This window comes from Frankia sp. Hr75.2 (genome assembly GCF_949319125.1).
Classification (GTDB): domain Bacteria; phylum Actinomycetota; class Actinomycetes; order Frankiales; family Frankiaceae; genus Parafrankia; species Parafrankia soli.
Map to the genome: position 1 here is coordinate 34,093 of NZ_CASGGV010000292.1, position 25,471 is coordinate 59,563.

The following is a 25,471-nucleotide window of genomic DNA, read 5'->3' on the forward strand; positions in this document are numbered from 1 at the left end:
GTGCGAGGCACGGAACGGCCGGAGGAGCCTGACGATGACCGAATCCACGTCGGAGCAGCCCCAACTCTCCTGGAACTTCGACGACCACGTGACCCCGGACGAGGCCGAGGCGCTCAATTCGCTGAACCGGCAGCTAGGCATAATCGACGCGTTGGGGACCGGCCTCAACGCAGAGCGGGCAGTTAAGGTACGTGAGATCTTAAATTCAACCAGGAATCACCTGGCGGAGATACGGCGGCGGGTCTCGAACCGTGCCGAACAGGATTTCGCTCGGAACCACTACCGTACGGCGTTCGCCTCGGCGTCGCTCGGGACCGAAGAGGAACTCCCCGCGACGATCCAACTGATGACGACCGACTGGAGCTTGTTCGGGGTCGTGAGCCGAATCGACGACCCGGAAGTTCTCGTCCAGATCACCAAGGACCTCCAGGTGTCGGCTTTGGGTGATCTTGGTGAATACACGATCGAACTCCGGACGACGCCGACAGAGCTGTCCGACCAGGCCGGCTGGCGAGAACGACGACTCGCCCTGCAGGCCCTGATATCGACGATCGAAAAGAACGTCGGCGGGCACCTGTCCAGCAGGGCTGCCGGTGCCTACCGGATAACCATTTTCAACCCAGGTAATCTCATCAGGAGTGTTACGGACGGGACCGTCAAGGGCACGGCGAAACACGCGACGGTCGGGGTCGCCGCCGCGGAGATCGGCACCGGAGTCACCCTGGACGACCGGCAGCGCCTCCGGAAAGTTCATCCACTCCTGACACTGCCGTGGTATGCGGAGCGGTTCACCGCCGACCCCGGGCTGCTCGCCCTGGAAGACCGCGAAAAAGTCAGTTACGCATTCGTGATGTCGGCGGTCCTCAAACTTGCCCAGATCTGGACGAGGTATCCCGACAGGCTGCACCTCCTGGAGGCCAAGAGCATGTGGGACGTGCTGCCTCGGACGCCTCCCGTCCAGATCCTGAACTCGCTGCGCCCCGTGGCGAGCACGGCGGCCCGCCGCATGGTCACCAACCGGGCGGTACCGGCCTGGGCGGCCGACTGGGGCCAGGTGCCCAGTGCCGAAGTCTGGGAGAGGGCACGCCGCCACGTTCTCGCCGAGGGTGAGATGGGCGGGCACCCGCCGGCCGCCGCGACCGTCGGCGGCCGTCCGGCGATGCTGTTCGAATACCGGGCCGGCATCCCGGACACCTTCGCGGACGCGTGGTGGAAGCGGATCTGACGACAGGTGTCCACCGTCGTCACGACGTCGCGGGTCGGAGACACGTGCCGTTTCATAGGGTCCTCTGCTCGACGGAGGTGGCGATGTCCGAGACCTCCAGTACCCGCTTCTTCGGCAACCTCGACGATCTGGCGGCCACCTCGCGGCGCTGCGAGTGAGCTTGGCACGTGGCGTCGAGAAATTCTGGAAAAATATCGAAATCGGGCTTCGTTGTTTTGATCTGTCGGCCTGTCGGCGTTGCATGTTTGCTGCTCGCTGGTCCCGGGCAGCCAATACTTAGGAAAATATCCCTAACGCCGACGTCGCCTCCGACCGGCCCGCCGACACGGTGTGAGGTAGAGCATGGCAGCTGTCGTCAGCTCGCCGCCGGTCGCGGCTGGTTCGCGGCCGCGGCTGTCCGCGAAATCCACACGACTGTCCGCGAAACCCGAACAACTCACGCCGATCGAACGTGCGGCACGGGGAAAGGACGCGAGGACGCGCGCGCCGCGCGGGATTCATGGCGAGTATGCGCCGGCGTCGGGCCGGGTCGATCCGGTCGACCTGCTCGAACGGCAGTCGGGGGCGCGGCTGCCTGAGCTTGTCCCGCTGCGCTATCAGCGCATGCTGGAGTCTCCGTTCCGGTTCTTTCGCGGTGCTGCCGCGGTGATGGCGGCGGATCTCGCCGGCACGCCGGTCTCGGGGATCGACGTCCAGCTCTGCGGCGACGCGCACCTGCTCGACTTCCGTCTGCTCGCGTCGCCTGAGCGTCACCTGGTGTTCGACATCAACGACTTCGACGAGACGCTTCCCGGCCCGTGGGAGTGGGACCGGACCAGAACGAACGTGATTTCGCGGCGCTCGCCGAGGCCGCGCGGTCCGGACGGATCAGTACGGCAGGTCAACGAGCGGGGCCGGGGACCCGTCGGCATCGACCGTCCCCGGCCCCAGCGGCCCGGGTGAAGGCCGGCAGACCGCGAATGCCGTCGGCGGTCGGACCACGCGGGGGTGCCGGCGCGCTGTCAGGGACGACCGAGGGCGGGCACCGAAACCGCGCGGCGGACCCGTGAGACGTCGTTGACGATCGTTGTTGACGCGCGCAAGGGGGGCTCCGTAATGGATTATCCACTTCTGTCAGTATTCTGGACGATGCTGCTCTTCTTCGGGTTTGTCCTGTGGCTGTACCTGCTCTTCATCGTCGTATCGGATGTCTTTCGCAGTCGCGACCTCTCCGGCTGGGCGAAGGCCGGTTGGTTGGCGGCGGTCATCATCATTCCACTTCTGGGTGTCCTGGCATACACCATATTCCGTGGCGATTCAATGGGTGAGCGGGCGTTTGAGGACGCGCAGCGGCAGCATGCCTTGCATCAGGCATTTCGGCCGTCCGCGGTGCAGTCTCAGGGGGTTGCCGATGAGATGGCGAAGCTGGTCGCTCTCCGGAGGAACGGTGAGATCAGCGAGGAGGAGTTCCAGCAGGCGAAGTCGCGGGTCCTGGCCTGAGCGTGCTACGGATCGAGCGCAACGCCATCTGGCGCAACCTCGTCGGGCCCGGCACCAGCGCCCCGGCCGCGCTGGATGAGGCTTCGACCACGACCATGCGGTCGTCCTCGGCCAGCTCGGCAGAGGTTCCGGGCTTTGTCTACTAAATTGGTAGACATAGTTCTGGCCTGTCGGTACCGTCCCTGACATGAGCGGTCATGCAATCTTGGTCGACCGCCCGCACGTCGACTACGGGCGGGTAGCCAGCGCCCTCTGTCGACGCTGCCGCTGAGCCTGCCGCTCACTCCACGAAAGTCTCCTCGCTGATCGTCCGAACTTGCTCGTCTGACAGTTCCGACGTCGCGCACTCGCAGCTGTGCCATGTCACCAGCGCAACCGAACCTCCCACCTGCGGCGGCGCCGGGCGGCTGGCCGGTCCCGCCTGGCAAACGCTCCGATGTGCGAGTTCGCCCTGACGGTCAGTCCTCCCGTCTGACACCGATTCCCGGCTGGGTGACGGCAAGGACGTCAGAGGGGACGGACGCGCTCGAACCACGTCACAGAATCAGCGCAGCAACGGAAGGCTGACATGTCACCACCCGACGCGTCGGACCTGCTCGTCGAGGCGGCGTCCCGGCAGGCGGTGCCCCCACCCGCGGTGACGTCCCGGCAGAAGGACGAATCCCCGCCAGCCTCGGACCCGCCGGGGGAGAGGGCCCGGCCCATGCCCGCCGTCGAGACGCTGTCCGGGGCCGGACTGCGGCAGCGGCGCAGCCTGCCCCGGCCGATCCGTCGGCTGTTCGGCCCCGTCCTGCTGTTGACGATCTGGCAGGTCGGCTCGGTCGTCGGTTACATCCCCGAAGACACGATCGCGGCTCCGAGCGCGGTGGCCGGCACCGGTTGGGACATGATTGTCGATGGTTCGCTGCCAGAGGCGCTGGCGGTCTCGTTGCGCCGGGTCGGCTACGGGCTGGTCCTCGGCGGGCTCGCGGGGCTGGCCCTCGGCCTGCTCTCCGGCCTGTTCCGGCTCGGCGAGGATCTCATCGACGCGCCCATGCAGATGCTGCGCACCGTTCCGTTTCTCGGCCTCATCCCGCTGCTCATCATCTGGTTCGGGATCGGCGAGGCCCCGAAGATCGCACTGGTGACGCTGGCGGTCGCCTTCCCGCTCTACCTGAACACCTACGCGGCCATCCGTGACGTCGACGAACGCCTGGTGGAAGCCGCCGGCACACTCGGGCTCAACCGCTGGCAGCTGGTCTGGCACGTCGTGCTGCCGGGATCACTGCCGGGCATGCTGGTCGGGCTGCGCTACGCCCTCGGGTTCTCCTGGCTGGCCCTGGTCATCGGTGAGCAGGTGAACGCCGACCAGGGCATCGGCTACCTGATGATGAACGCCCGCGAGTTCCTGCAGACCGACGTGATCGTGGTCTGTCTCGTCGTGTACAGCCTGCTCGGGCTTCTGACCGACGTCGTTGTCCGCCTGCTGGAAAAGGGGGCGCTGTCGTGGCGGCGCGGATTCTCGGGGCAGTGAAAGAAACCGCGGCGAACGAGAACACCGGGAATAAGAACACCACGGAGGAGAACGCCAGGCGTGGCGCCGTCACCGTACGAGGCCTGCGCCGGGTGTTCACCGATCCGGCCGTCGGAGAGAAGGCCGTCCTCGACGGGCTCGACCTGACGGTGGCCCCCGGCGAGTTCGTCGCGCTGCTCGGTCGTAGCGGCTGTGGCAAGAGCACACTGCTGCGCATTCTGGCCGGCATCGACCGCGAGGTCGAGGGCGATGTGGTCGTCCCGACCAGACGCTCCGTCGCCTTCCAGGAGCCACGACTGTTGCCGTGGAAAAAGGTGTGGCGCAACGTCGCGCTCGGCCTCACCGGACCGGAGGTGCGCCTGCGATCCCTGGCCGCGTTCGCCGAAGTGGGCCTCGACCACCGGACCGACGCCTGGCCGCTGACGCTGTCGGGTGGGGAGGCGCAGCGCGCCGCGCTGGCCCGCGCGCTGGTGCGCTCGCCGGACCTGCTGCTGCTCGACGAGCCCTGCGCCTCGCTGGACGCGCTCACCCGGCTGCGGATGCAGGCGCTGATCGCGGACCTGTGGCGGCGGCACGGCCCGGCTGTCGTGCTGGTCACGCACGACGTGGAGGAGGCACTGCTGCTGGCCGATCGTGTCCTCGTGATGGCCGACGGCGGGATCGCCCAGGACGTCCCGGTCGAGGTCGACCGGCCTCGCCGGCTCGACGACCCCGAAGTCGGACGGCTGCGCACCCAGCTGCTCGGCCTGCTGGGGGTTCCGGTGTGACCTCGGCCGGCGCCCGCGCTGTTCCCGAAGGCCGGCACCAAGGCGCTGCTCGGCGCCGTGGGCCTCCTGGACGATCTTCCGTACAAGATCGAGTGGAGTTCGTTCACCTCAGGGCCACCCCTCCTCGAAGCGCTGGCCGCCGACGCCATCGACCTCGGCGGCGTCGGCGAGACCCCGCCGATCTTCGCGGCGGCCTCGGGTGCCGAGCTGACGCTGGTGTCGGCCTACCTGCAGCCGCCGGACGCGCTGGCGGCGTTCAACAACGGCAGCGTGGACGCGTGGGCGATCTGGGACCCCTACACCGCCATCGCCGAGCAGAACCTCGGCGCCCGGGTGCTGGTGAACGGCGAGGGCGGCCTCAGCACCGGCCTGACCTTCCTGGCCGCCCGCCCGGAGGCGGTGGCCGACCCCGGCAGGCACGCCGCGATCGCGGATTTCCTGGCCCGACTGCGTAAGGCCTACACCTGGACGACCGAGAACCCGGACGCGTGGGCGCAGGCGTGGGCCACCGAGACCGGTCTGACGACCGAGATCGCCAAGGTGGCGCTGGGCCGCGAGAACCGGGTCTGGATCCCGCTCGACGACGACGTCGCCAAGCGGCTGCAGGTGGTGGCGGATGCCTTCACCGACGCCGAGCTGATCCCCCGCGAGGTGGTGGTGGCCGACTTCGTCACCGACGAGTTCAACGACGCGGTCCCGGCGTCGGTCACTCCCTCAGCGGTGGCGTCGTCGTCCGTTCCGGCAACGCCGGCCAAATCGTGACCATCCACCCGCACTGGTTCCCGCCCGCCTCGCGCCCCGGGTTCTCCGAGCCGCCGCCCCTGATCCCGTCGGCCCGCAACTCCTCCCGGAAGGAAGCCGCACCATGACCAGCCCGGCCGTTGTGGACGTCGACCTCGACGTCACCCCCCTGACTCTCCGCATCGGCGCTCGCGTCGACGGTGTCCGCCTGTCCGGCGATCTCGACGCCGCGACCGTGGCGGCGCTGCGCCAGGCGCTGCTGAAGCACAAAGTGCTGTTCTTCCGGGGGCAGCATCACCTGGACCCCGACAGCCAGATCGCCTTCACCCGCACGTTGGGGGAGCTCACGCTGGCGCACCCGACGCAGACGTCGCTGGCCGGCTACCCGATCATCCACGAGCTGGACGCCTCCAAGGGCGGCCGGGCGGGCGCCTGGCACACCGACGTGACGTTCGTCGTCAACCCACCGGCGATCTCGGTGCTCCGGGGCGTGGAGATCCCGCCGACCGGCGGCGACACGGTCTGGGGCAACACCGCCACCGCCCTGACCGACCTCCCGCTCGAGCTCCAGGCGCTCGCCGAGAGCCTGCGGGTCTTCCACACCAACCAGCATGACTACGGCCTGCGTCGGCAGGACCTCGAAGGGCTGCCGGAGGAGTTCATCGCGAAGTTCGAGGAGTTCCGCTCCATCGAGTTCGAGGCGGAGCACCCCGTCGTCCGGGTCCACCCCGAGACAGGCGAACGCGCCCTGGTGCTCGGCGGATTCGTCAAGCAGCTCAAGGGAGTCTCGCAAACCCAGTCGGCACTGCTGCTGAACATCTTCGCCGAGGTCGTCAGCCGGCCCGAGAACCAGGTTCGCTGGCACTGGAACACCGGCGACGTCGCGATCTGGGACAACCGGGCGACCCAGCACTACGCCGTCAACGACTACACGACCGAGCCCCGAATCGTGCACCGCGTGACGGTGGCGGGCGACCTCCCGGTCGGTACCGACGGCCGGCCGAGTGTCGTCCGAGCCGGTGACTCGTCGGCCTACTCGCCGATCGCCGGTGCGCCCGGCGCGCCTCAGCCCTGACCCGCCTGTGGGCCGGTGTCAGCCGGGCACCGAAGCAGCGGCGAGTTCGCGGACGACCTCGGCGAACCCGGCCACGAGCGGGTCGGAGGCGCTGTTCACCCAGACGAGGGCGACCCGTAGCGGCTCGACGTCTAGTTCGGGGCGACACAGCCCAGCAGTCGGCCGTCGCCGTCGAAGTACCCGGCCAGGAGGGGCAGGCGCGTGTCGCCAGGCCAGACCTCGGCCTGCCTGGACGCTACGCCCGCCTGCCATGGTGGGGAGATCGAGCTTGATCAGAACCCGCCGGGCAGATGGGGGTATCGACAGGCGCCTGCCACCTGTACAGCCTTCAGTTCTGCGTCGGTGCCTCCGGCTGGAGCCCCGGCTTGGTGGCGGTGATGCCAATGCACTCCCGAAGGATGCCGACGTTGAAGTCCGCGCCCGGATCGTTGACCGGGTGGTTGTTGACTTCCGTGATGTGTCCCACCTCGTGGAGCAGGGCGACGACCCGGAGCTCGTCGAGTGTCGGATTCTGATCGAGCTGATACGTCCCGAAGATCGACCACAGTGTCGACGCCGAGCTCTCATAGAAACTGGGGAAAAGTGTGATGACTCCCTTCTGTCCGCCCGGGAACACCACAGCATTCGCATCGTAGGTCGCGACAGTGTTCGGGACCTGCATGTCCGGAATAGGTGAATTGATGATGACGGCGTTGCGTAGTGCGTCCCTGGCCTGAGACCCCTCGAATTTGGAGATGTGCCCGTTACAGCTATCGAAGGAGTCCAGGACGTACTGTGCCCTGTCCCGGACAGTGCGGAAGATCTCGGCGCGGGTGCGCTGTACCGGCGTCGGGGGCGGGGGCGGCGGGTTCTGCACCGGCACGAACTGCGGGTTCGGGTCGATGAAGCCGCAGGACCCGATGATCTCCCAGATGAACTGCTGGAGACAGTCGTCACTGGTATCCCAGACCGCGAACGCGCTCAGGTTGCAGGACACAGCCTCGGCCGGCGCCGGAACGGCGACGGCCTGGACCGCGCCGAGCATTGCGGTAGCCGCCGTCATCACAGCGAAGGAACGCCGTAGCCGTGCTCCGCGGCGTGGGCGAGATTCCTCTCCGGTCGGTGCAGACGCCCGTCTGATCCTCATGGACGATGGCCTTCCTTCGGGGCACCACGCTGCGCGAAGGGCTCGAGGCCGGCCGGATCGACCTGGCGTTGCTGATCGGCCCGGCCGACGACCCGCGCACGTGGCCGGTCGGCGAGCTGGAGCTGACCTGGTACTCCGCCCCGGCCTGGCGGCGGCCGGCGGCGGCGCAGCCGGTCTCGGTGGTGGCCTTCGACCAGCCCCCTGCGCGCTGCGGTCCCGGGCCCTGGAGACGCTGTCGCTGCACGCGATCGAGACGGTGATCGGCGCCGGAGGCCATGCAGCTCGCCGGTGTGCAGGCGGCGGTCGGGGCCGGTCTGGGGATCGCGTTGATGGCGACCTTCGGTCAGACCCCCGAGGGCCTCGTCGCCCGCGACGACCTGCCCAGGCCGGCCCCGCTGCCGCTGGCCCTCTGGGCCAGGCAGGGCCTTCCCGCGGAGACCTCGCAGCGCGTCGCGGAGGCACTGCGGCAGGTGCTCGCGCAGCTGCCGGCCGCGCAGCGGAACGCCACGCATCTCGAACTCGCCACAGGAGCCTGACGGGAGCCAGCGCACCATGTCGCTCACCTCAATCCCCGGCGCCTCACCTCGCGCCCGGCCGGGCACCTCCGTGGTGATCGCGGCGGTGCTGCCGAGCCCGTTCGTCGACCAGGTCCGCTCCCGGCTCGGCACCGAGGCACACGTCGTCGACGTCCTCGGTGGAGAGGCCGTGCCGGCGGAACCGCCCGGACCGGTGACAGCGCTGGTGATGCCCGCGGTGCTGCGTGGTGCGCGGCCGCGCGCCGTGCTGGCGGCGGTCGACCGGGCCGACTGGGTGCACTTCCTGTCGACCGGTGTCGACGGCTTCCCACTCGATCGCCTTTCCGGCCGCGCGGTGACGTGCGGCCGAGGGGCGAACAGCCCGGCGATCGCCGAGCTCACCGTCAGCCTGCTGCTCGCCGCCGAGAAGCGGATCCCGCAGATCTGGGAGGCCGAGACGAACGAGTCGTTCCTCACCGAGCCGCTGGGCACTCTCGTCGGTCGGACGGTAGGGCTGATCGGATTCGGGTCCATCGGTCAGGAGCTGGCTCGCCGGCTGGACGGGTTCGGGACCCGGTTGCTGGCCCTGCGCCGCAGCGGACGCCCGGCCGAACAGCCGACCGTGACCGTGGTGCGGACCCTGCCCGAGCTGGTCGGCGAGGCGGACCACCTCGTCGTGGCCGCGCCACTGACCCCGGACACGGACCGGCTGCTGGACGACGCGGCGTTCCCCGTCACCCTCCACCTACCACCCTGAGGCGACGCGCGGCGCGGCGACCGTGCTGTGCGACCGGGCGGTGCTGCCGAGAGAATTATCTTGACTGAGTACAAATTTTTTGGTCAAGCTACTCGCCATGAGCAGAAGCAGGTTGAGCCTCGAAGAGCGCGTGCAACTGCTGGAGGACCGGGAGGAGATCCGGCAGAGTCTGATCGACTACGGCGAGCTGCTCGACGCACGTGACCTCGATGCCTGGGCCGAGCTGTGGGCGGAGGACGGCGAGTTCGAGATGAGTACGGGTCGGACGGCACGCGGGCGGGCCGCGATCAGGGAGATGCTCGCCGCGGTGATGGAGAAGAACCCGCCGGCAGTTGTCCACATGGAGATGAACCCGCGGATCACCGTCGACGGTGACACCGCCCGTTCCACGATGCTCTACGGAGTCGGCCGCACCCAGGACGACGGGCTGACCCGCGTCATCTGGTTCGGACACCACCACAGCCGGCACGTGCGCACTCCGGACGGCTGGAGGATCCACTACCGTCGCAACACCGTCGACCTGCCGGAGACCGGCCACCCCTGAACCGGACCCGGTGTTCCGCGGAACACCGGAACACCGGCCCCGTACGTCGGCTCGCGCCCCGTCGTGCGGGGGTCAGCCGGGGTGGTTGGCGAGTGCGACGGCCGGGGCGCAGGCGGCGCGTGCGGTGCGGGCGGGTGCGCCGAGCAGGTAGCCCTGGCCGAAGTCGATGCCGGCGTCGATGGCGACCCGCAGCTCGGCGGTGTTCTCGATGCCCTCGGCGATCACGCAGCTGCCGATCTCCGCGGCGACGTCCACGATGGCTGCGGCGACGGCGCGGCGGGCGGGGTCGCCGTCCATCCCGTGGGTGATCAGGTAGTCGAGTTTCACGATCTCGGGCCGCAGGTGGATGAGCTGTTCGAGGCCGGCGTAGCCGGTGCCGATGTCGTCCACCGCGATCTGGGCGCCGAGCGCGCGCAGCGCGTGGATGCCGCGCATGACCACCGGGTCGGCGCTGAAGTACTCGTGCTCGGTGATCTCGACGATCAGTCGTTCGCAGGCCGGGAACGGGGCCAGCAGGCCGACCAGACCGGAGGTGATGGTGGCCGGTGAGGCGTTCACGGCGAGGGTGACCGAGCGGGGCAGCTCGGACATCACGGTCAGTGCGCGCCGGATGGCCGTCAGCTCGAGGTCCGTGCCGAGCCCGACGCTGCTGGCGACGGCGTACCAGCCCTCCGGGTCGTCGGTCGATCCCGGGAAGCGTGACAGTGCCTCGACTCCCACCACGCCGCCATCGGAGAGGTCGACCACCGGCTGGAAGACGATCTGCGGGCCACCGGCGTCGATGAGGTCGTTGATCACCCGGGAGACCCGGCTGCGCGTCTCCCACACCCGGTGCAGGTCGATGACGGCGTCGCTGAGGAACGCGGCCAGCAGGCTGAGGAACCGGCCGTCGCGTTCGCGCAGCTCCGGGCGGGGCTGGTGCGCGAGGCAGCCGAGGATGCCGTAGATGTCGTTGTCGTTGTCGTAGACCGGCGTGGCCACGTACGCCCCGATACCCAGTACCTGGACGGTGCCCGCGCCGGCGGTCCGCGGGTCGCGGTGGGTGTCGGGGATGATGACCGGCTGATTGTGGGCAAGTACCTGGGCGTACAGAGCCGCCTCGCGGCGGATCGTGCTGCCCGGCGCGATGCCGAAACCGGCCGCGTCGCCGTTGACGACCTGTAGCACCAGCAGGTTGCCCTCGACCCGGCCCAGCCAGGCGAGATCCATGCCGAGGTGGCGGCGCAGCACCCCGAGCAGGTCGGCCACCGCGGGGTCCGGTTCCACGACCTCGATCGGTGGGCCCAGTGGCGACGCCGGACGCGCCATGGGCACCACCTCCTCGCTACGGCATGCCCAGGCCGGTGCGGCACACACACCGCGGCACGGCCGAGGGCTCCCGAGGAGTCAGAGCCAGCCGTTGCGGCGGAACGCCCGGTACAGGAACAGGCAGGCGGTCGCGATCGTCACCAGCACGGCCGGATAGCCCCAGACCTGCCGCAGCTCGGGCATGTGCTCGAAGTTCATTCCGTAGATCCCGGCGACCGCGGTGGGCACGGCCCCGATCGCCACCCACGCACTGATCTTGCGCATGTCCTCGTTCTGCGCGATGGTCACCTGCGTCAGTGTCGCCTGCAGGATCGACGACAGCAGCTCGTCGAGGTGGGTGATCCGTTGTGTGGCCTGCACGAGATGGTCGAAGACGTCCCGGAAGTGGTCGCGCACATGCGGGTCGATCATCGGCAGTGGGGTGTCGGACAGCGACCGCAGCGGGGCGGTCAGCGGGCTCACCGCGTGCTTGAACTCGAGGATCTCGCGCTTGAGCTGGTAGAGCTTCTCCACCGACGGCCGCGCCGAGTGCTCGAACACCGACGCCTCGGCGGCGTCCACGTCGGCCTCGATGCGGTCGACGACCGCCAGGTAGTCGTCGACGACCCGGTCGCACACGCCGTGCAGCACCGCGGACGGCCCGTGGCGCAGCATCTCCGGCCGTCCCTCCAGCTGGCCGCGCAGCTGCTGGAGCCCACCGTGCGCACCGTGGCGGACGGTGACGACGAAGTCGGAGCCGATGAAGACCATCACCTCGCCGGTGACGACGACCTCGGTGTCCGCGGTCAGCTCGCCGTGCTCGACGTAGCGGGCGGTCTTGAGCACCACGAACAGCGTGCTGCCGTACCGTTCGATCTTGGGTCGCTGGTGGGCGACGACGGCGTCCTCCACGGCGAGCGCGGGCAGGCCGTAGATGCCGGCGATGGATTCCAGCTCGGAGTCGGTGGGCTCGAACAGGCCCAGCCAGGCGAACGCGCCATGGTGGCGGCGGGCGATGTGCGCGGCGGTCAGCATGTTCGACCCGTCGGGGACCCGCTGGCCGTCGGCGTAGACGTGGCAGGCGACGACCTGCCCGGAACGGACCTGCTCGGCGGTGGGCGTCGGGGGCCGCTTGGGACGGGTGCGCACCAGCGACACCGGGCGCGCCAGGGCACCGGCGAGCAGGTCGCGCAGCAACCCGCCGCCGTGCTCGAGGTCGAGCCCGTCGTCGAGCCCGTTGCTGTCGTGTCCGTGCCCGTGGTGTCCGCCGGTGCCGGAGCCGTCCTGGTCGTGCCCGTTCACGCCGTTCTCCTCCGCGAGCTCGCTGCGGCCCCTGTCCGGCCCGGAGTCCATCCTTGCGGACGGCGCAGGCGGCCCCGGCCCCGGATGAGCCCTGGGCCCACGGCGGTGACCGCGGCGGGACGAACAGTGGCGGCCGGTCGCCGCGCCCTGTCCTCAACCAACTGGTTGACGACCTGGGTGAGGCGACCTAAGCTCGGTATTCAACCAATCGGTTGAGGAAGTGGCCGGCTGATCGTGGCCGGCCTGGGGAATGCGGAGGGGGAGTGCCGGTGGTGGCGGCGGACACGCTGTCCCGGGTGTTCTCGGCGCTGGCGGACCCGACCAGGCGCGACATCGTGGCGCGCCTGGCGGTGGGGGACGCCACTGTCAACGAGCTCGCCGCGCCCTACGACATGACCGTCCAGGCGGTGTCCAAGCACCTGCGGGTGCTGCAGGACGCCGGCCTGGTCAGCAGCGGCCGGCAGGCACAGCGGCGTCCGATGCACCTGGAGGTCGACGTCCTCGACCTCCTGACGACGTGGCTCGAGCGGTACCGCCGCCAGGCCGAGGAGCGCTACCGGCGCCTCGACGACGTCCTGCGAGCCATGCCCGACGACGTCGACCCGATGCCGCCCCGCCACCCACCCGACCTGACCGAGTCACCCGACCCGACCCGATCGAACCGACGACCTGACCTGGCCTGACCGCCGAGCCTGACAGGAGCATCGACATGCCCGCCACCGACACGAACCCGACCACGATGAGGTCCGCCCGCCCGGGCTGATCGTGCAGACAGGCTCAGGCCTTCGGGCCGCCGGCGACGTAGAGGACCTGGCCGGACACGAAGCCGGCGCCCTCGCCGACGAAGAACGACACCGCGTGGGCGATGTCGTCGACCTCGCCGGGCCGGGCGACCGGGATCTTCGACTTCGCCACGGCCAGGTAGTCCTCCCAGCCGACACCCAGGCGCTCGGCGGTCGCCCGCGTCATGTCGCTGACGATGAACCCGGGCGCCACGCAGTTCACCGTGATGCCGAACTTGCCCAGCTCGATCGCCAACGTCTTGGTGAAGCCCTGCAGGCCGGCCTTGGCGGCCGAGTAGTTCGCCTGGCCGCGGTTGCCCAGCGCGGAGATGCTGGAGAGGTTGACGATCCGGCCCCACTTTGCGTCCACCATGTACTTCTGGGTGGCCCGGGCGGTCAGGAACGAGCCACGCAGGTGGACGCCCATGACCGCGTCCCAGTCGCCCTCGGTCATCTTGAACAGCATGTTGTCGCGGGTGATACCGGCGTTGTTGACCAGCACCGTCGGCGCGCCGAGCTCGGCGGCCACCCGGGCGACGGCCGCGTCCACCGCGGCGGCGTCGGAGACGTCGGCACCCAGGGCGATCGCCTTCCCGCCCGCGGCCGCGATCGCGTCCACGGCGGTCTTGGCCGCTGACTCCTCGAGGTCGAGCACGGCCACCGCCATGCCGTCACGGGCCAGGCGCTGCGCGATGGCGGCGCCGATGCCGCGGGCCGCTCCGGTGACGATCGCGACGCGGGACGGGGCTTCGGACACGGACCGGCTCCTCACACCAGACGCCACGCGCGACGGAGTGGCGATCGGACACACGCCGGCAGCCGTCCGCCGCGGGCGAGTCGCCGGTGCGACCGGACCACCGCCGGCACCGGGCCCACACCGGCCCGGCGGCCTAAAGTCAACCGGTTCGCGGCCCCGAACGCCACCGGTCGACAACGTCGCCGGTCGGGTGCTCAAGCCGCGCGGGCGGGGCGGCGCAGGAGGGCCACGGCGGGCACGATTCCGGCGAAGGACAGGGCGGCGGTGACCCACCAGACCCGGGTGAACAGGTGCAGCGGAATGCCGCTGCCCACCGACGACTCGCCGAGCACCGCGATGGTGACGGCGACACCCAGGGCGATGCCGGTCTGGCGCACCATGTTGACGACCGCGGAGCCGGTCGCGAACGACTGCGGGGGCAGCGACGCGGCGGCCGTGGACATCATGGTGGGCAGGGTCAGGCCGACGCCGATCCCGGTGAGGGTCATGCCGCCGAGCACGCCGGAGACGTAGTTCGGCTCCGTGGTGATCGCGAGCGCCCACCAGGCGACCCCGCCGCCGAAGATGACACTGCCCAGCCCGATGACGATCGCCGGCCCGTAGCGGGCGATCAGCCTGCCGGTGATGCCGAACGAGACGAGCGGGACCATGAGCGGCCCAGGCGCCATGGCCAGGCCGGCCTGCAGCGCGGACCATCCCCACTGGCCCTGCTCCCAGAGCACGATCGACAGCAGCATCGCGCCGAAGGAGGCGGAGAAGAACAGCGCGACGACCGAGGCGCCGGTGAAGTGCCGGGAGGTGAACAGGGACGGGTGCACGAGCGGGTTCCGGCTGGTGGCGCAGTGGACGGCGAACAGGACGAGCAGGCCGACCCCGCCGGCGAGGGATCCCACCAGCGCCGCCGAGGACCAGCCCCAGTCCGGCCCCCGGACCAGCCCGGCGGTCAGCAGGCCGACCCCGCCGGTGGCCAGCAGCACGCCGACGGCGTCGGGCCGCTCGGTCGGCTGGCCGGCCAGGCGCGGCAGCCGGCGCCAGCCGACGACGAGGGCCGCGAGGCCGACCGGGACGTTGACGAGGAACGCCCAGCGCCAGCTGGCGGCGACGAGCAGCCCGCCGACGACCGGGCCGATCGCCGCCGACATCCCGCCGACGGCGGTCCAGGTGCGCACGGCGCCCTGACGGCGCTCGGGTTCGTGGGCCGCGAGCACCAGACCCAGTGAGGTGGGTGTCACCAGCGCGGCCCCGGCGGCCTGCACGAGCCGGAAGCCGATCAGCATGTCGACGGTGGTGGCCGCCGCGCAGGCCGCCGACGCGAGCGTGAACACCGCGACGCCGAGCAGGAAGCCGAGGTCGCGGCGGTACCGGTCGGCGAGCCGTCCGAAGAAGACGAGCAGCGCCGCGTAGACGACCGCGTAGCCGTTGAGCACCCACGACAGCCGGCTCAGGTCGGTCTCGCCGAGATCGTGGGCGATCTGCGGCAGCGCGACGTTGACGATGAACAGGTCGAGGCTCGCCAGGATCACGCCACTGCAGACGATCAGCAGAACCTCGCGTCCGGACGCCTCGCGGCGTCGTGAGGGCGAGACGCCCCGGTCCATCATCAGTTCTGTCATGCAACTGAACTTAGGGCGCTGGCGTTCCGTCACGCAACTGACTAACGTGCCGGTCATGGAGCGCAAGAGCTTCGCGGACATGAACTGCTCGGTGGCCCAGTGCCTCGAGGTCGTCGGCGAGTGGTGGACGATGCTGATCCTGCGCGACGCCTTCCTGGGGGTGAGCCGCTTCGACGACTTCCAGCGGCGGCTCGGGATCTCCCGCAACGTGCTCACCCAGCGCCTCACCGGTCTGGTCGAGGCCGGCGTCCTGGCCAGGACCACCTACCAGGAGCATCCGCCGCGCTACGACTACCGGCTCGCCGACAAGGGCCGCGACCTGTGGCCGGTGCTGTCCGCGATGCGGCAGTGGGGCGACCGGTACGCCGCGCCCGCGGGCCCGCCGGTGAACGTGCGGCACCGTGGCTGCGGCGAGGTCTTCCACACGGTGCCCACCTGCTCGCAGTGCGGCGAGCCGGTGGGCCCGGGCGACGTCCGCGCGGTCGTCGGCCCCGGCGGCAGCGCGGATCTCCTGCCCGCCCGGTCAGCGCAGGCATGAGCGCACGAAGGCGTCGACGACCTGCCGCTGGAACGCCAGACAGATGCGGTGGGGGAGCGGCGTGTCCGCCCCGCGCCCCTGTGCGGCGTCCCGAGACTCAAGATAGTCAACGGTGTTGACGTCGCCGCCTTCCAGTTTATGATCTTGAACAGTCAGCCACCGACTCCTCCTTGAACACCTTTCAACCCACATACAAGGCAAACGGAATCCCCGAGTGCCTCCAAATAACATCGATGTCGCCTTGATCATGGAAACGCCCGGTTTCCCGGGACCTCGGGGAAAAGGCCGTCCGCGTTGATCCTGGCTGGCGATGAGACGAGATGAGAAACGCACGTGGATGTGCGGTGTCGTTGTCGGCGCCGCGGCCCTCGTCGGGGTCAGCTCCTTCGCCGGGCCGATCCCCGGGGCGCTGGCGGCGGACGGCGCGCCCGATCCCGCCCCGCCCGGTGTGGCGAGCCTGAACCCGGCCCTCGCCCCGTTCGAGAACCAGCCGGTGCGCTGGCACGAGTGCCGGACCGGCCCCAACGACGCGATCGGCTCCTACCTGGACGCGGCCGGCGCGCAGTGCGCCGGGATCAGCGTCCCGCTGGACTACGCCCGCCCCGACGGCCGGGAGATCACCCTCGGGGTGTCCCGGACCAGGGCGGCCGACACCGCCCACCGGCGCGGCATTCTGATGATCAATCTTGGCGGTCCCGGCGGCCCCGCTCTGGACGCCACCCCGGACCTGCGTGGGCTGCTCGGTGAGGCGGCGGACGGCTTCGACGTGGTCGGGATGGACCCCCGTTTCGTCGGCCGCAGCGCACCGCTGGACTGCGGGCCGATCCTGAAGCGGCCCTGGCCGCGCGCCGGCGGCCCCGACCAGGACAGTTTCGATCGCACCGCCGACGGTCAGGCCGCGATAGCGCAGGCGTGCGCGGTGCACGCCGATGTGCTGCCGTTCGCGTCGACACGGAACACCGCTCGTGACATGGATATTGTCCGTGCTGCGCTTGATGAGCGGAAGACGTCCTTCCTCGGCTTTTCCTACGGCACCTACCTGGGTGCGGTGTACATGCAGATGTTCCCTGACCGGGTCGATCGTTTCGTTCTCGACAGCGTGGTGGATCCGACGACGTACAACCCACGGGTGCTGCGCGACACCGGGGATCTGCTCGAGGGCGCGCTGCGGGAGTGGGCCGGCTGGGCCGCCGGGCGGGACGCCCAGTTCGGGCTTGGCAGCACGGCCGCGGAGGTGCTGGCCACCGTCGACCGGATCTACGCCGCGGCCGCGCGCGGTCCGCTGACCGTGGACGGCGTGGAGTACGACGCCGGGGACATCCCGGGGCTGCTCATGGATGCACTCGTCGACGACAGTGCGGAGGCGTCCGACATCCTGGCGATGGGTGTGCGGGCCTTCGCCGACGCGGCGGATGGCCGCGCGCCGGCGGAGAACCCCTACCTCGACGAGTTCCTGGACGGTGTCGCGACCGGCGGTCCGACGCTGCCCGGCGGGTCACCCGGGCGCCGGGTGGAGGCGGTGCCGGAGGGGTCGATCAGCGCGTTCCAGAGCGCGCAGCTCGCGGTCCTGTGCGGGGATGTGCCGGCGTCCCGTGTGGCCGGTGAGTACCTGGCGGACATCCGCCGTCATCAGCGGCCGCAGCCGCATGTGGGTGCGGCGATCTGGAACCTGACCCCGTGCACGTTCTGGCCGGTGCGCCCGGTGGAGGCACCGACCCGGGTGGCGAACGCCGTGCCCGCGCTGGTGGTGGCCGCGGAGAAGGACAACCGCACGCCGTACGCGGGCAGCCGGGCGCTGCACCGGGCGTTGTCCTCGTCGAGGCTGGTGACGTTGCGCGGAGCACGGGTGCACGGCGTGTACGGCGGGCGCAGTGGCTGTGTCGACGAGGCAGTCAATGCCTACCTGCGGTCGGGCACCCTGCCCAGCGCCGACCTCACCTGCACCCGTCCGCCGGCTCCCCCGGGTTCGCTTCCGGAGTGACAGCCGACGAATCGGTCCGGTCGGCGTTGGTGTGCGCGGCGGCCGGCACCGTCAGACGGGGCGGAGAGAGGCGAGGAGGTGGTGGGTTGTCTCGAGGGTTTCAGCGAGGTCGAGGGCTCCGTGGCGGCGGCCCGGGGTGCGTGCGCCGGCCGCGGTGTCGAAGTAGCGCTGGGCGAGCATCGCGGCCTTGAGTCGGGAGGCGCTGTGCGGGCAGGTGACGCTGAGGCGGCGGGCGGCGCGGCCGGCGGCGGTCAGGAGTTCGGGTGGGGGCGCTGTCGCGCCGCCGGCGGCGGCTTCCTGGCGTACGCGCAGGTAGTGGTAGGCCAGGTCGTCGACCCGGTCGTAGGGCAGTCGCTCCCGGATCTGGGCGCCGGACCGGCTCCCGAAGATCGCGGCGTAGCCGAGTGTTCCCGCGGCGGCCAGGACGATGGCCGCGGTGGTCCAGGGGGTGCCCGGGTGGGTTCCGGTCAGGTGCCGCGCGATGGTGGCGGCGGCCAGGGCCCAGCCGGGGGTGAGGAGTAGCGCGCCGATGCCGATGCCGGCCAGGCGGCGGCTGCGCCGGTAGCGGGTCGCCGCCTTGGTGACCGCGTCGTCCACTTGTGGGTGTGCCCGTTCCCGGGCGGCGAGCGTCACGACCAGACAGCCTCTCCTGATCATTGTCAGGAGTCAGATGGTATGTCGAACCCACCGGCCGTCCGCGGGTTCGACACGCCCGTGCGGCCGGTGGGTCGAGGTCTGCCGGTGGACTTCTGTTGTTCCCGGTTACCGCTGGACGGAGGCGGGGCGCATGCCGGCGAAGATGAAGTCGAGGTGGCGCTGGCAGGCCTGGGCGGGGTTGTCGCCGGGGGCCTCGACGACTCCGCGCACGGAGCGCAGGGTCATCAGGACGTCGGTCAGGGTGACGTCGTCGCGGATCACGCCGGCGGTCTGGGCGTCGCGCAGCAGGTCCGCGACCGTGTGGCGCATCTTCTCCTGTTCGGGTGCGGGGGCGCGTTCCCACAGGCGGGCCAGGCAGCCGCGGTGGGCGGCCATGGTGTTGGCGACGGCGCGCGCGTAGCGTTCCAGGCCGTGCCCGCCGGGTGCGTTGCGGGCGGCTTCGGCGGCCCCGGCCATGTCGGCGAGGATCTCGTGGATCAGGTATTCGATGAGTGCCTGTTTGGTGGGGAAGTGGCGGTAGAGCGTGCCGATGCCGAGCCCGGCGCGCTGCGCGATGTGTTCGACGCCGGCTTCGATGCCTTCGTCGTTGAAGACCTCGATCGCGGTGGTGATCAGGCGCTGGCGGTTGGCGGCGGCGTCTCGGCGCAGCCGCGGCCCGGCGTCGGTCGCGGTGCTGTCTCCGGTGTTCTGGTTCCCACCGCCGGTAGCCGTGGAGATCACTGTAGTCCGCCTCAGCATCGTTACACGATCATCGGCTACCACCATAGCCGTGGGCGCCGACGGACCGTGGTCGGCCTGACGGGGCGACTGGCCTGATTGTCCCGGCTGGTAGGGCCCCAGCCGGTACGCACCGGCTGGTGCGGTCTATTCCCCGAGCAGGGTGCCGCCGGGCACCAGCCCCAGCTCGGCGTGCGGCAGGTCCTGGGCGGTCACCGGGTGGCCCCGGCGGGCGGCCGGGATGGCGAGGGCGGCGATCAGGGCGAGCACGGTGGCGCCGGCGAGCATGGCGAAGCCGTTGGTGTAGCCGGATTCCTTGGGTATGCCGTCGGATCCGGCGCCGGAGGTGACGATGGTGGCCATCAGCGCGGCGCCGATCGAGCCGCCGATGGTGCGGATGTTGGCGTTCATACCGGAGGCGACGCCGGTCTGGTGGGCGGGGACGGCCTCGACGATGAGGCTGGCCATGGCGGAGAAGGCCAGGCCGAGCCCGATGCCCATCACCGCGGTGGCGATGTAGACCTCCCACTTGTCGTGGTGGGCGAAGGCGATCAGGGCGAAGGAGATGATCGTGACCGCGGAGCCGGTGACGACGACGGCCTTGGAGCCGTAGCGGGCGGCCAGCGGGCCGGAGGCGATCCCGACGGCGAACATCGTGATGCTCAGCGGCAGCAGGATCAGCCCGGATTCGGTGATGGTGGCGCCGAAGCCGTATCCGGCGGAGGTCGGGGTCTGCACGAACTGCGGCAGGAATCCCATGAGGGCGTACATGCCGACGCCGATGAGCAGGGCGACGAGGTTGGTGGTCCACACGGCCGGCAGGCGCATCATGGTCATGTCGATCAGTGGGGCGGCGGAGCGGGTCTCGACGACGACCCACGCTCCGCCGATGACGACGGCGCCGGCGAGCAGGCCGAGCACCTTGCCGGACGTCCAGCCCCAGTCGGGGCCTTCGGAGAGGCCGAGCAGCAGGCAGACCAGCCAGGCGGAGAGCAGCAGTGCCGGGGTGATGCTGATCCTGGAGGGGGTGCGGATGGCGGATTCCGGGATGAACACGACGGTGGCCGCGGCGGCCAGCAGCACCATGATCAGGGGAACCCAGAACAGCCAGTGGTAGTCGAGCAGGTCGACGATCGGGCCGGCCAGGACGAGGCCGAGGCCGGCGCCGACCGCGGTCAGCGCGGCCAGGACGCCGATGGCGCTGGAGACCTTCGGGAGGGGGAACTCGTCGCGGATGATGCCGAAGGCGAGCGGGAGGATGCCGCCGCCCACGCCCTGGATGACGCGGGCGATGATCATCAGGGTGATGCCGGTGGCGATCGCGGCCAGGGCGGAGCCCGCGGCGAGTGCGCCGAGGGCGACCAGCAGCATTTTCTTCTTGCCGACGGCGTCGCCGATGCGGCCCATGATCGGGGTGAAGATCGAGGCGGAGAGGAGGTAGGCGGTCAGCACCCAGGTGACCGTGCTCTGGTTGGTGTGCAGGCTTTCCATGATCGTGGGTAGCACGGGGGTGACCAGTGACTGCAGCAGGGCGTAGGTGGCCACGGCGAGCGCCAGTACGGCGAACGTGACCTGGTGGTGGGCTCTGCGGGCAGGTTGGATCATGAACCCTCCAGGCTCCGGAACGGAGCCTCCGCTCCGCAAGGAGCGTAACAGGAGCCGATCCTCCGTTCCCGTCGGCGCCCCCTTGTAGACGCGGCCAGGTGGCGCTGGTGAATGCTTTGGACGGCGGCCGGCGTCATCCGGCGTCCCGTCCCCCGCCGGTCGCGGCGGTGGACCGGGGTGTCAGGCTCCCGAAGGGCGTCGGATTCCCGGCTCCGGACACATCCGGAGCCGGATGCCGGACCCTGGCGGCCGGCGCGGCCGCGGACTGTGGGTGGGCCACGTGGTGGCCGTCCCCGCCGGGATCCGCCCACCGGAGCCCGGGCGCGGGGGGCGGCATGAGTGGAAGGTGATCCCGATGGCGGTGTCCCGACGTGACGTCCAGACGGCAGACGGGCTGATGGACGTCCATCTCCATGCCCCCGACGGCGGCGCCCCCGCCCCGGTTGTGATCATGTACTCGGATGCCTACGGCGTCCGGGAGACGGTGCAGCGGATGGCCGGGCGGCTGGCGGCGGCCGGCTACCTGGTGGCCTTGCCGAACACGTTCTACCGCGCCGGGGCCGACGCGGCAGCACCGGAGAAGATCGACTTTGCCGACCCCGAGCAGCGCGCCCGGCTGGGGCGGGTCACCTCCCAGGCGACCCCGCAGCGGGTGATGGCCGACACCGGCGCGCTGCTGGACGCCCTGGCCGACGAGCCGGGCGCGCTGCCCGGCCCGGTGGGGACCATCGGCTACTGCATCGGCGGCCGGATGGCCTTCACCGCGGCGACGGCACACCCCGATCGGGTCGCGGCGACGGCGTCGATCCACGGCGGCGGGCTGGCCAGCGACGACCCGTCCAGCCCGTACCTGGCGGCGGACCGCATCCGCGCCGCCCTGTACCTCGCGATCGCCACCGGCGACGCCCACCACACCGACGCCGACCACGCCCGGCTCGTGGCGGCGCTGGACGAGGCGAAGGTCGACTACGAGGCGGAGATCCTCCCTGCGCGGCACGGGTTCGCGTTGGTCGACTTCCCCGTGTACGACGAGGCGGCGGCCGAGCGGCACTGGGAGAAGTCGCTGGCGCTGTTCGCCCGCACTCTGCGTCCCGCAGCCTGATCCCACCCCGGTTCCCGGCTCATCGCGGGTCCGGCAGGCTCACTCGACCGCCGGGCGACCCGGCGGCACCGGCACCTCGCTGGCCGGACGTCCACCGGCTGGCGGGGGCTGGGACGGGGCGCGGGCGGTGCGTAGCTCGGCGGTGAGCTCGTCGACCTGCCGTTCGGCGCGTTCGGCGCGGGTCCGGGCCTCGGCACGGGCGTCGGTGAGCACGGCGAGCCGCTCAGCGGCGGCCTGCTGCTCGGCCGCCAGCCGGGACGCCGCCTCGGCCCGGGCCCGCTCCAGCTGGTCGGTGGCGGCCGCCCGTTCCCGCTCGAGGTCCTCGGCGGCGGTCGCGCGGACCCGGGCGGTCTCGGCCTGGGCGTCGGCGTGCGCCCGGGCCAGCTCGTCGCGTTCGCGGCGGGCGTCGTCGCGGATCCGGTCCCGGTCGGCCCGCAGATGGTCGCGGTCCGCCCGCAGTTCGCGCAGGGCCGCCGCGTCCCGCTCGGCGGCCCGTTCCGCGGCCCGCAACGCCACGGTCAGCCGGTCAGTCTCGGCGGTCAGTTCGGCACGGACCCGTTCTGCCTCGGCGTGGACCCGACCGATCTCGGTGGCCGCCTCCCGCCGGGCACGCGCCACATCGTCGTCGGCCCGGGCCTGCGCCTGCTCGACGCGGGCGTCGGCGTCAGCGCGCGCCGCCTCCACCGCCGCGGCGGCCTCCCGGCGGGCCGTCTCGGCATCGGTGACCGCGCCCGCGTGCGCCGCCTCGGCGGCGGCCAGGCGCCGTTCGGCATCCTCGAGGGCGGCGACGGCTTCGGCGGCCACCGCCTCGGCCTCCCCGCGGGCGGTCTGCTCCGCCCTGGCGGTCTGCTCCGCGCGCACGGCCCGGGCCACCGCCTCGGCGACCCGCTCGGCGGCATCGGCCTCGGCCGCCTCCACCTGCGCCTCGGCGCGGGCGACATCCCCGAGGCCGGCCATCTCCCGGGAGAAGCCGTCCAGGGAACGGGTCAGGTCGGCGGCCAGCGCGCGGATCTGGGCGGCGAGCTCGTCGGCCCGCAGCCGCCCGGCGGCGATCGGCCGCGCGACCGGCGGACGCACGGCCGCCGGGTCACCGCCGGCGGGCGGGGTGCTCTCCCGGCGGGCGAGGTCGCGGCGACGGCGGTAGGCCGCGAGCCGGTTGTGGGCCGGGTCCTCGCAGTAGGACGGTGGCCGTCCAGGCCGGTCGGCGGGTGCGGTGGGCCGCTCGCAGCCAGGGAAGACGCACCGCGACGACGGTGGTGCCGCCGTCTGGGCACCGCCCGTCATGGTGGCGGGATCGTCGTCTGCCGGTATCGCCCTGGGATCGTCGGCCGAGCTCATGCTCCGGTTCTACCGGACGAACCCCGAAGCGGATCGTGCGCGACCCGCGTGGCGACCAGGTCATTCGCGTGTTTCGCCCGGTGCGGCCGCCCACCGCGCGTGACGTGGTGCCACACGCCCGACGCCAGCCCGGAAACGAAGCGGGTGGCCGTCCGCGTGGGGTGGACGTGGCAGGGTGTGACGCGGTAGGAACGGGACCTGCAAACGCGCTGGTGACGGCGGGGCCGCCGAGCTGGATCGGCTGCCGTTCCGGCACCGGCGGTGTCCGCGCCCGTGCCGGGGTCACCAGGTGACCCGAGGTGTCGGCCGACCTGGGGAGGTGAGCCCGATCCCGCTGCCGCAGGCTGGGCGCTCTCCCCGCGCGTTCACCAGGCCCGCCGGCCGACCCGCTCGCCGCGCCGCCCACTGAGGCGTCCGACGCCGAGCGGCGCCGCGCGGAGGACCGGTGCGCCGTGCAGTGCGCCCTCGGTTTTCCGGAAGGTCCTCATGTCGGGTTCCACCGCCTCTCCCGCTTCACCGTCTTCGTCGTTCTCCGCGTCTTCGTCGTTCGCCACCCCGTTGCCCACCGCTGCGCGCCTCTCGCTCGACCGGTCGGCCGTCGTGGCGACGCTGCGCGGGGCCGGTTGTGTGTTCGCCGAGGACGAGGCCGCGCTGCTGCTGTCAACCGCGAGCACCCCCGACGAGCTCGCCGTGATGGTCGCCCGTCGGGCGTCCGGGCTGCCGTTGGAGCACGTGCTGGGCTGGGTGTCGTTCCGCGGCCTGCGGGTGGCTGTCGACGAGCGGGTGTTCGTCCCCCGCCGCCGCACCGAGTTCCTCGTCGACCGCGCCGCGGCGATCCTGGCCGCCGGCGCGACCGTGGGGGACAGGGCCCGTTCGGCGGTGGGTTGGGTGGTCGTCGATCTGTGCTGTGGGTCGGGCGCGGTCGGCGCGGCGCTGGCCGGCGCCGTCCGCGGGCCGGTCGACCTGCACGCGGCGGACGTCGACCCGGTCGCCGTCGCCTGCGCCCGGCGCAACCTGACCGGTCCGGGGCGCATCACCCCGGCACCGGCCCGGGTCTACACAGGTGATCTCTACGCGCCGCTGCCGCCGGTGTTGCGCGGGCGGGTGGATCTTCTGGTGGCCAACGTTCCGTACGTGCCGACGGGTCGACTGGGGCTGTTGCCTCCCGAGGCACGGGTCCACGAGCCCCGGGAGGCCCTCGACGGCGGTTCGGACGGGCTGGACGTGCTGCGCCGGGTGGCCGCCGAGGCGACAGACTGGCTGGCGCCCGGGGGGAGTCTGCTCGTCGAGACCAGCCGGGCCCAGGCGCCGCTGGCGGGGGAGACCTTTCTCCACGCCGGCCTCGTCACAACGGTCGCGACCTGTGAGGACCTGAGCGCCACTGTGATAGCCGGCCGCTACGTGCCGGGGGACGAGGCCTGATCAGCCCTCGGGTGGCTGCCCGCTCTGTCACCGACTTGAGCGGGCAGCCACCCGAGGAAACAGGCTGATCACTTCCCACCCTCAAGATAATCAACAGTGTTGACCGCCCTTCATCCCCTTATTGATCTTCACAAGCAATCTCCAAAACCAACAAACAAAAACAGCACAGGCGAAGATGATGGCCTGGCCGCCCTCCTCGCGCCACCAGGCCAGCACCTTGCGGTGCAGTCGTAGGGGTCGTAGGGCTGTGCGTCTGCGGGCCAGTAGCGGACCGGATAGTCGATGTGAGCCAGGATCTCGAACGCGTCGAACCGCTCGATCAACCGGGCGGAGACCTCGGTGAAGCCGCCGCCGGCGGCCGGTGCGGAGTGGACCGAGGCCAGTACCCGCTCGAAGGCGCCCCTGCCGAGCAGGGCCTCGGCGTGGGAGGTGTGCCAGTGAGGTTCACCCAACTCGATGCCCGACAGGATGCGCAGGTCAGGATGACGTTCCCGGCACGATTGCAGACATTCCCGATAGCCGTCGACGTCGAGTGGAGGCGGCGTCAGGACGCCTTCTGCGACTAGAGGACGCCACGCTTCCGGAACTTCCTCCCCTGGCTTGAGAGTCCAGGCAGTGAGGTCAGCAT

The 25,471-nt window shown here is 71.0% G+C and carries 27 protein-coding genes; 16 read left to right on the plus strand and 11 right to left on the minus strand.

Going from position 1 to position 25,471, the window contains the following annotated elements:
* Nucleotides 1-88 precede the first annotated feature (88 nt).
* The 7 genes from AC559T_RS22015 (at nt 89) to AC559T_RS22045 (ending at nt 6,800) form a co-directional block, all read left to right on the plus strand.
* On the plus strand, nt 89-1,225 hold the full coding sequence (locus AC559T_RS22015) for a hypothetical protein (protein ID WP_498869951.1): 1,137 nt from the start codon (nt 89-91) through the stop codon (nt 1,223-1,225).
* A 342-nt stretch (nt 1,226-1,567) separates the two neighbouring features.
* On the plus strand, nt 1,568-2,167 hold the full coding sequence (locus AC559T_RS22020) for a DUF2252 family protein (protein WP_498869952.1): 600 nt from the start codon (nt 1,568-1,570) through the stop codon (nt 2,165-2,167).
* A gap of 153 nt (nt 2,168-2,320) precedes the next feature.
* Nucleotides 2,321-2,704, plus strand: a complete 384-nt coding sequence (locus AC559T_RS22025) for an SHOCT domain-containing protein (protein ID WP_112107011.1) — start codon at nt 2,321-2,323, stop codon at nt 2,702-2,704.
* 568 nt (nt 2,705-3,272) lie between these two features.
* Nucleotides 3,273-4,217: an ABC transporter permease gene (locus AC559T_RS22030; RefSeq protein WP_498869953.1), complete on the plus strand. Its 945-nt coding sequence runs from the start codon at nt 3,273-3,275 to the stop codon at nt 4,215-4,217.
* On the plus strand, nt 4,214-4,984 hold the full coding sequence (locus tag AC559T_RS22035) for an ABC transporter ATP-binding protein (protein WP_498869954.1): 771 nt from the start codon (nt 4,214-4,216) through the stop codon (nt 4,982-4,984). Before AC559T_RS22030 ends, AC559T_RS22035 begins: the two co-directional genes overlap by 4 nt.
* A 57-nt stretch (nt 4,985-5,041) precedes the next feature.
* Complete coding sequence (locus AC559T_RS22040) at nt 5,042-5,746, plus strand: type 2 periplasmic-binding domain-containing protein (protein WP_498869955.1); 705 nt, start codon at nt 5,042-5,044, stop codon at nt 5,744-5,746.
* A gap of 103 nt (nt 5,747-5,849) precedes the next feature.
* Nucleotides 5,850-6,800, plus strand: a complete 951-nt coding sequence (locus AC559T_RS22045; RefSeq protein ID WP_498869956.1) for a TauD/TfdA dioxygenase family protein — start codon at nt 5,850-5,852, stop codon at nt 6,798-6,800.
* Nucleotides 6,801-7,128: 328 nt separating this feature from the next.
* Here the strand turns inward: AC559T_RS22045 and AC559T_RS22050 are convergent, their stop codons facing one another.
* Nucleotides 7,129-7,842, minus strand: a complete 714-nt coding sequence (locus AC559T_RS22050; protein WP_498869957.1) for a hypothetical protein — start codon at nt 7,840-7,842, stop codon at nt 7,129-7,131.
* An 89-nt stretch (nt 7,843-7,931) separates the two neighbouring features.
* On the opposite strand from AC559T_RS22050, the gene AC559T_RS22055 reads away from it, so the two are divergent.
* The 4 genes from AC559T_RS22055 (at nt 7,932) to AC559T_RS22070 (ending at nt 9,742) form a co-directional block, all read left to right on the plus strand.
* Nucleotides 7,932-8,186, plus strand: coding sequence for a hypothetical protein (locus tag AC559T_RS22055; RefSeq protein ID WP_498869958.1), 255 nt, complete (start codon nt 7,932-7,934; stop codon nt 8,184-8,186).
* A 15-nt stretch (nt 8,187-8,201) separates the two neighbouring features.
* On the plus strand, nt 8,202-8,462 hold the full coding sequence (locus tag AC559T_RS22060) for a hypothetical protein (RefSeq protein WP_498869959.1): 261 nt from the start codon (nt 8,202-8,204) through the stop codon (nt 8,460-8,462).
* A gap of 16 nt (nt 8,463-8,478) precedes the next feature.
* On the plus strand, nt 8,479-9,198 hold the full coding sequence (locus tag AC559T_RS22065; RefSeq protein WP_498869960.1) for an NAD(P)-dependent oxidoreductase: 720 nt from the start codon (nt 8,479-8,481) through the stop codon (nt 9,196-9,198).
* Nucleotides 9,199-9,295: 97 nt separating this feature from the next.
* Entirely contained in the window at nt 9,296-9,742 is a 447-nt protein-coding gene (locus AC559T_RS22070) for a nuclear transport factor 2 family protein (RefSeq protein ID WP_498869961.1), read from the plus strand.
* Nucleotides 9,743-9,814: 72 nt separating this feature from the next.
* Here the strand turns inward: AC559T_RS22070 and AC559T_RS22075 are convergent, their stop codons facing one another.
* Nucleotides 9,815-11,050: a sensor domain-containing phosphodiesterase gene (locus AC559T_RS22075; protein WP_498869962.1), complete on the minus strand. Its 1,236-nt coding sequence runs from the start codon at nt 11,048-11,050 to the stop codon at nt 9,815-9,817.
* 78 nt (nt 11,051-11,128) lie between these two features.
* On the minus strand, nt 11,129-12,382 hold the full coding sequence (locus tag AC559T_RS22080) for a magnesium and cobalt transport protein CorA (RefSeq protein WP_498869963.1): 1,254 nt from the start codon (nt 12,380-12,382) through the stop codon (nt 11,129-11,131).
* 218 nt (nt 12,383-12,600) lie between these two features.
* On the opposite strand from AC559T_RS22080, the gene AC559T_RS22085 reads away from it, so the two are divergent.
* Nucleotides 12,601-13,014, plus strand: coding sequence for an ArsR/SmtB family transcription factor (locus AC559T_RS22085; RefSeq protein WP_498869964.1), 414 nt, complete (start codon nt 12,601-12,603; stop codon nt 13,012-13,014).
* A 94-nt stretch (nt 13,015-13,108) separates the two neighbouring features.
* Here the strand turns inward: AC559T_RS22085 and fabG are convergent, their stop codons facing one another.
* Together fabG and AC559T_RS22095 are read right to left on the minus strand one after the other, a co-directional pair.
* Entirely contained in the window at nt 13,109-13,870 is a 762-nt protein-coding gene (gene fabG, locus AC559T_RS22090) for a 3-oxoacyl-ACP reductase FabG (protein WP_498869965.1), read from the minus strand.
* Nucleotides 13,871-14,064: 194 nt separating this feature from the next.
* Entirely contained in the window at nt 14,065-15,483 is a 1,419-nt protein-coding gene (locus tag AC559T_RS22095; RefSeq protein WP_498869966.1) for an MFS transporter, read from the minus strand.
* 55 nt (nt 15,484-15,538) lie between these two features.
* Here AC559T_RS22095 and AC559T_RS22100 point away from each other — a divergent pair, with 55 nt between their 5' ends.
* Nucleotides 15,539-16,021 (plus strand): winged helix-turn-helix transcriptional regulator, encoded by a 483-nt coding sequence (locus AC559T_RS22100; RefSeq protein ID WP_498869967.1) that lies wholly within the window; start codon nt 15,539-15,541, stop codon nt 16,019-16,021.
* Between the two features lie 310 nt (nt 16,022-16,331).
* Nucleotides 16,332-18,002 carry an alpha/beta hydrolase gene (locus AC559T_RS22105; protein ID WP_498869968.1) on the plus strand — a complete coding sequence of 557 codons (1,671 nt, stop codon included), beginning with the start codon at nt 16,332-16,334 and terminating at the stop codon, nt 18,000-18,002.
* Nucleotides 18,003-18,053: 51 nt separating this feature from the next.
* Here AC559T_RS22105 and AC559T_RS22110 read toward each other — a convergent pair whose 3' ends face one another.
* The 3 genes from AC559T_RS22110 to AC559T_RS22120 all read right to left on the minus strand — a co-directional run bounded on the left by AC559T_RS22110 (nt 18,054) and on the right by AC559T_RS22120 (nt 20,981).
* Nucleotides 18,054-18,659, minus strand: a complete 606-nt coding sequence (locus AC559T_RS22110) for a hypothetical protein (RefSeq protein WP_498869969.1) — start codon at nt 18,657-18,659, stop codon at nt 18,054-18,056.
* Nucleotides 18,660-18,764: 105 nt separating this feature from the next.
* Nucleotides 18,765-19,397, minus strand: coding sequence for a TetR/AcrR family transcriptional regulator (locus tag AC559T_RS22115; RefSeq protein ID WP_498869970.1), 633 nt, complete (start codon nt 19,395-19,397; stop codon nt 18,765-18,767).
* A 126-nt stretch (nt 19,398-19,523) separates the two neighbouring features.
* Entirely contained in the window at nt 19,524-20,981 is a 1,458-nt protein-coding gene (locus tag AC559T_RS22120; protein WP_498869971.1) for an MFS transporter, read from the minus strand.
* Between the two features lie 355 nt (nt 20,982-21,336).
* Between AC559T_RS22120 and AC559T_RS22125 the strand changes: the two genes are divergently transcribed.
* Nucleotides 21,337-22,083 carry a dienelactone hydrolase family protein gene (locus AC559T_RS22125; protein ID WP_498869972.1) on the plus strand — a complete coding sequence of 249 codons (747 nt, stop codon included), beginning with the start codon at nt 21,337-21,339 and terminating at the stop codon, nt 22,081-22,083.
* A gap of 39 nt (nt 22,084-22,122) precedes the next feature.
* On the opposite strand, the gene AC559T_RS22130 is transcribed toward AC559T_RS22125, so the two are convergent.
* Both AC559T_RS22130 and AC559T_RS22135 read right to left on the minus strand, forming a co-directional pair.
* Nucleotides 22,123-23,421, minus strand: coding sequence for a hypothetical protein (locus AC559T_RS22130; protein WP_498869973.1), 1,299 nt, complete (start codon nt 23,419-23,421; stop codon nt 22,123-22,125).
* A 365-nt stretch (nt 23,422-23,786) separates the two neighbouring features.
* Nucleotides 23,787-23,975, minus strand: a complete 189-nt coding sequence (locus tag AC559T_RS22135) for a hypothetical protein (RefSeq protein WP_200835335.1) — start codon at nt 23,973-23,975, stop codon at nt 23,787-23,789.
* A gap of 4 nt (nt 23,976-23,979) precedes the next feature.
* Here AC559T_RS22135 and AC559T_RS22140 point away from each other — a divergent pair, with 4 nt between their 5' ends.
* Nucleotides 23,980-24,843 carry a putative protein N(5)-glutamine methyltransferase gene (locus AC559T_RS22140; protein ID WP_498869974.1) on the plus strand — a complete coding sequence of 288 codons (864 nt, stop codon included), beginning with the start codon at nt 23,980-23,982 and terminating at the stop codon, nt 24,841-24,843.
* Nucleotides 24,844-24,971: 128 nt separating this feature from the next.
* Here AC559T_RS22140 and AC559T_RS22145 read toward each other — a convergent pair.
* A partial coding sequence (locus AC559T_RS22145) for a hypothetical protein (RefSeq protein ID WP_498869975.1) occupies nt 24,972-25,471 on the minus strand: 500 nt, incomplete at its 5' end.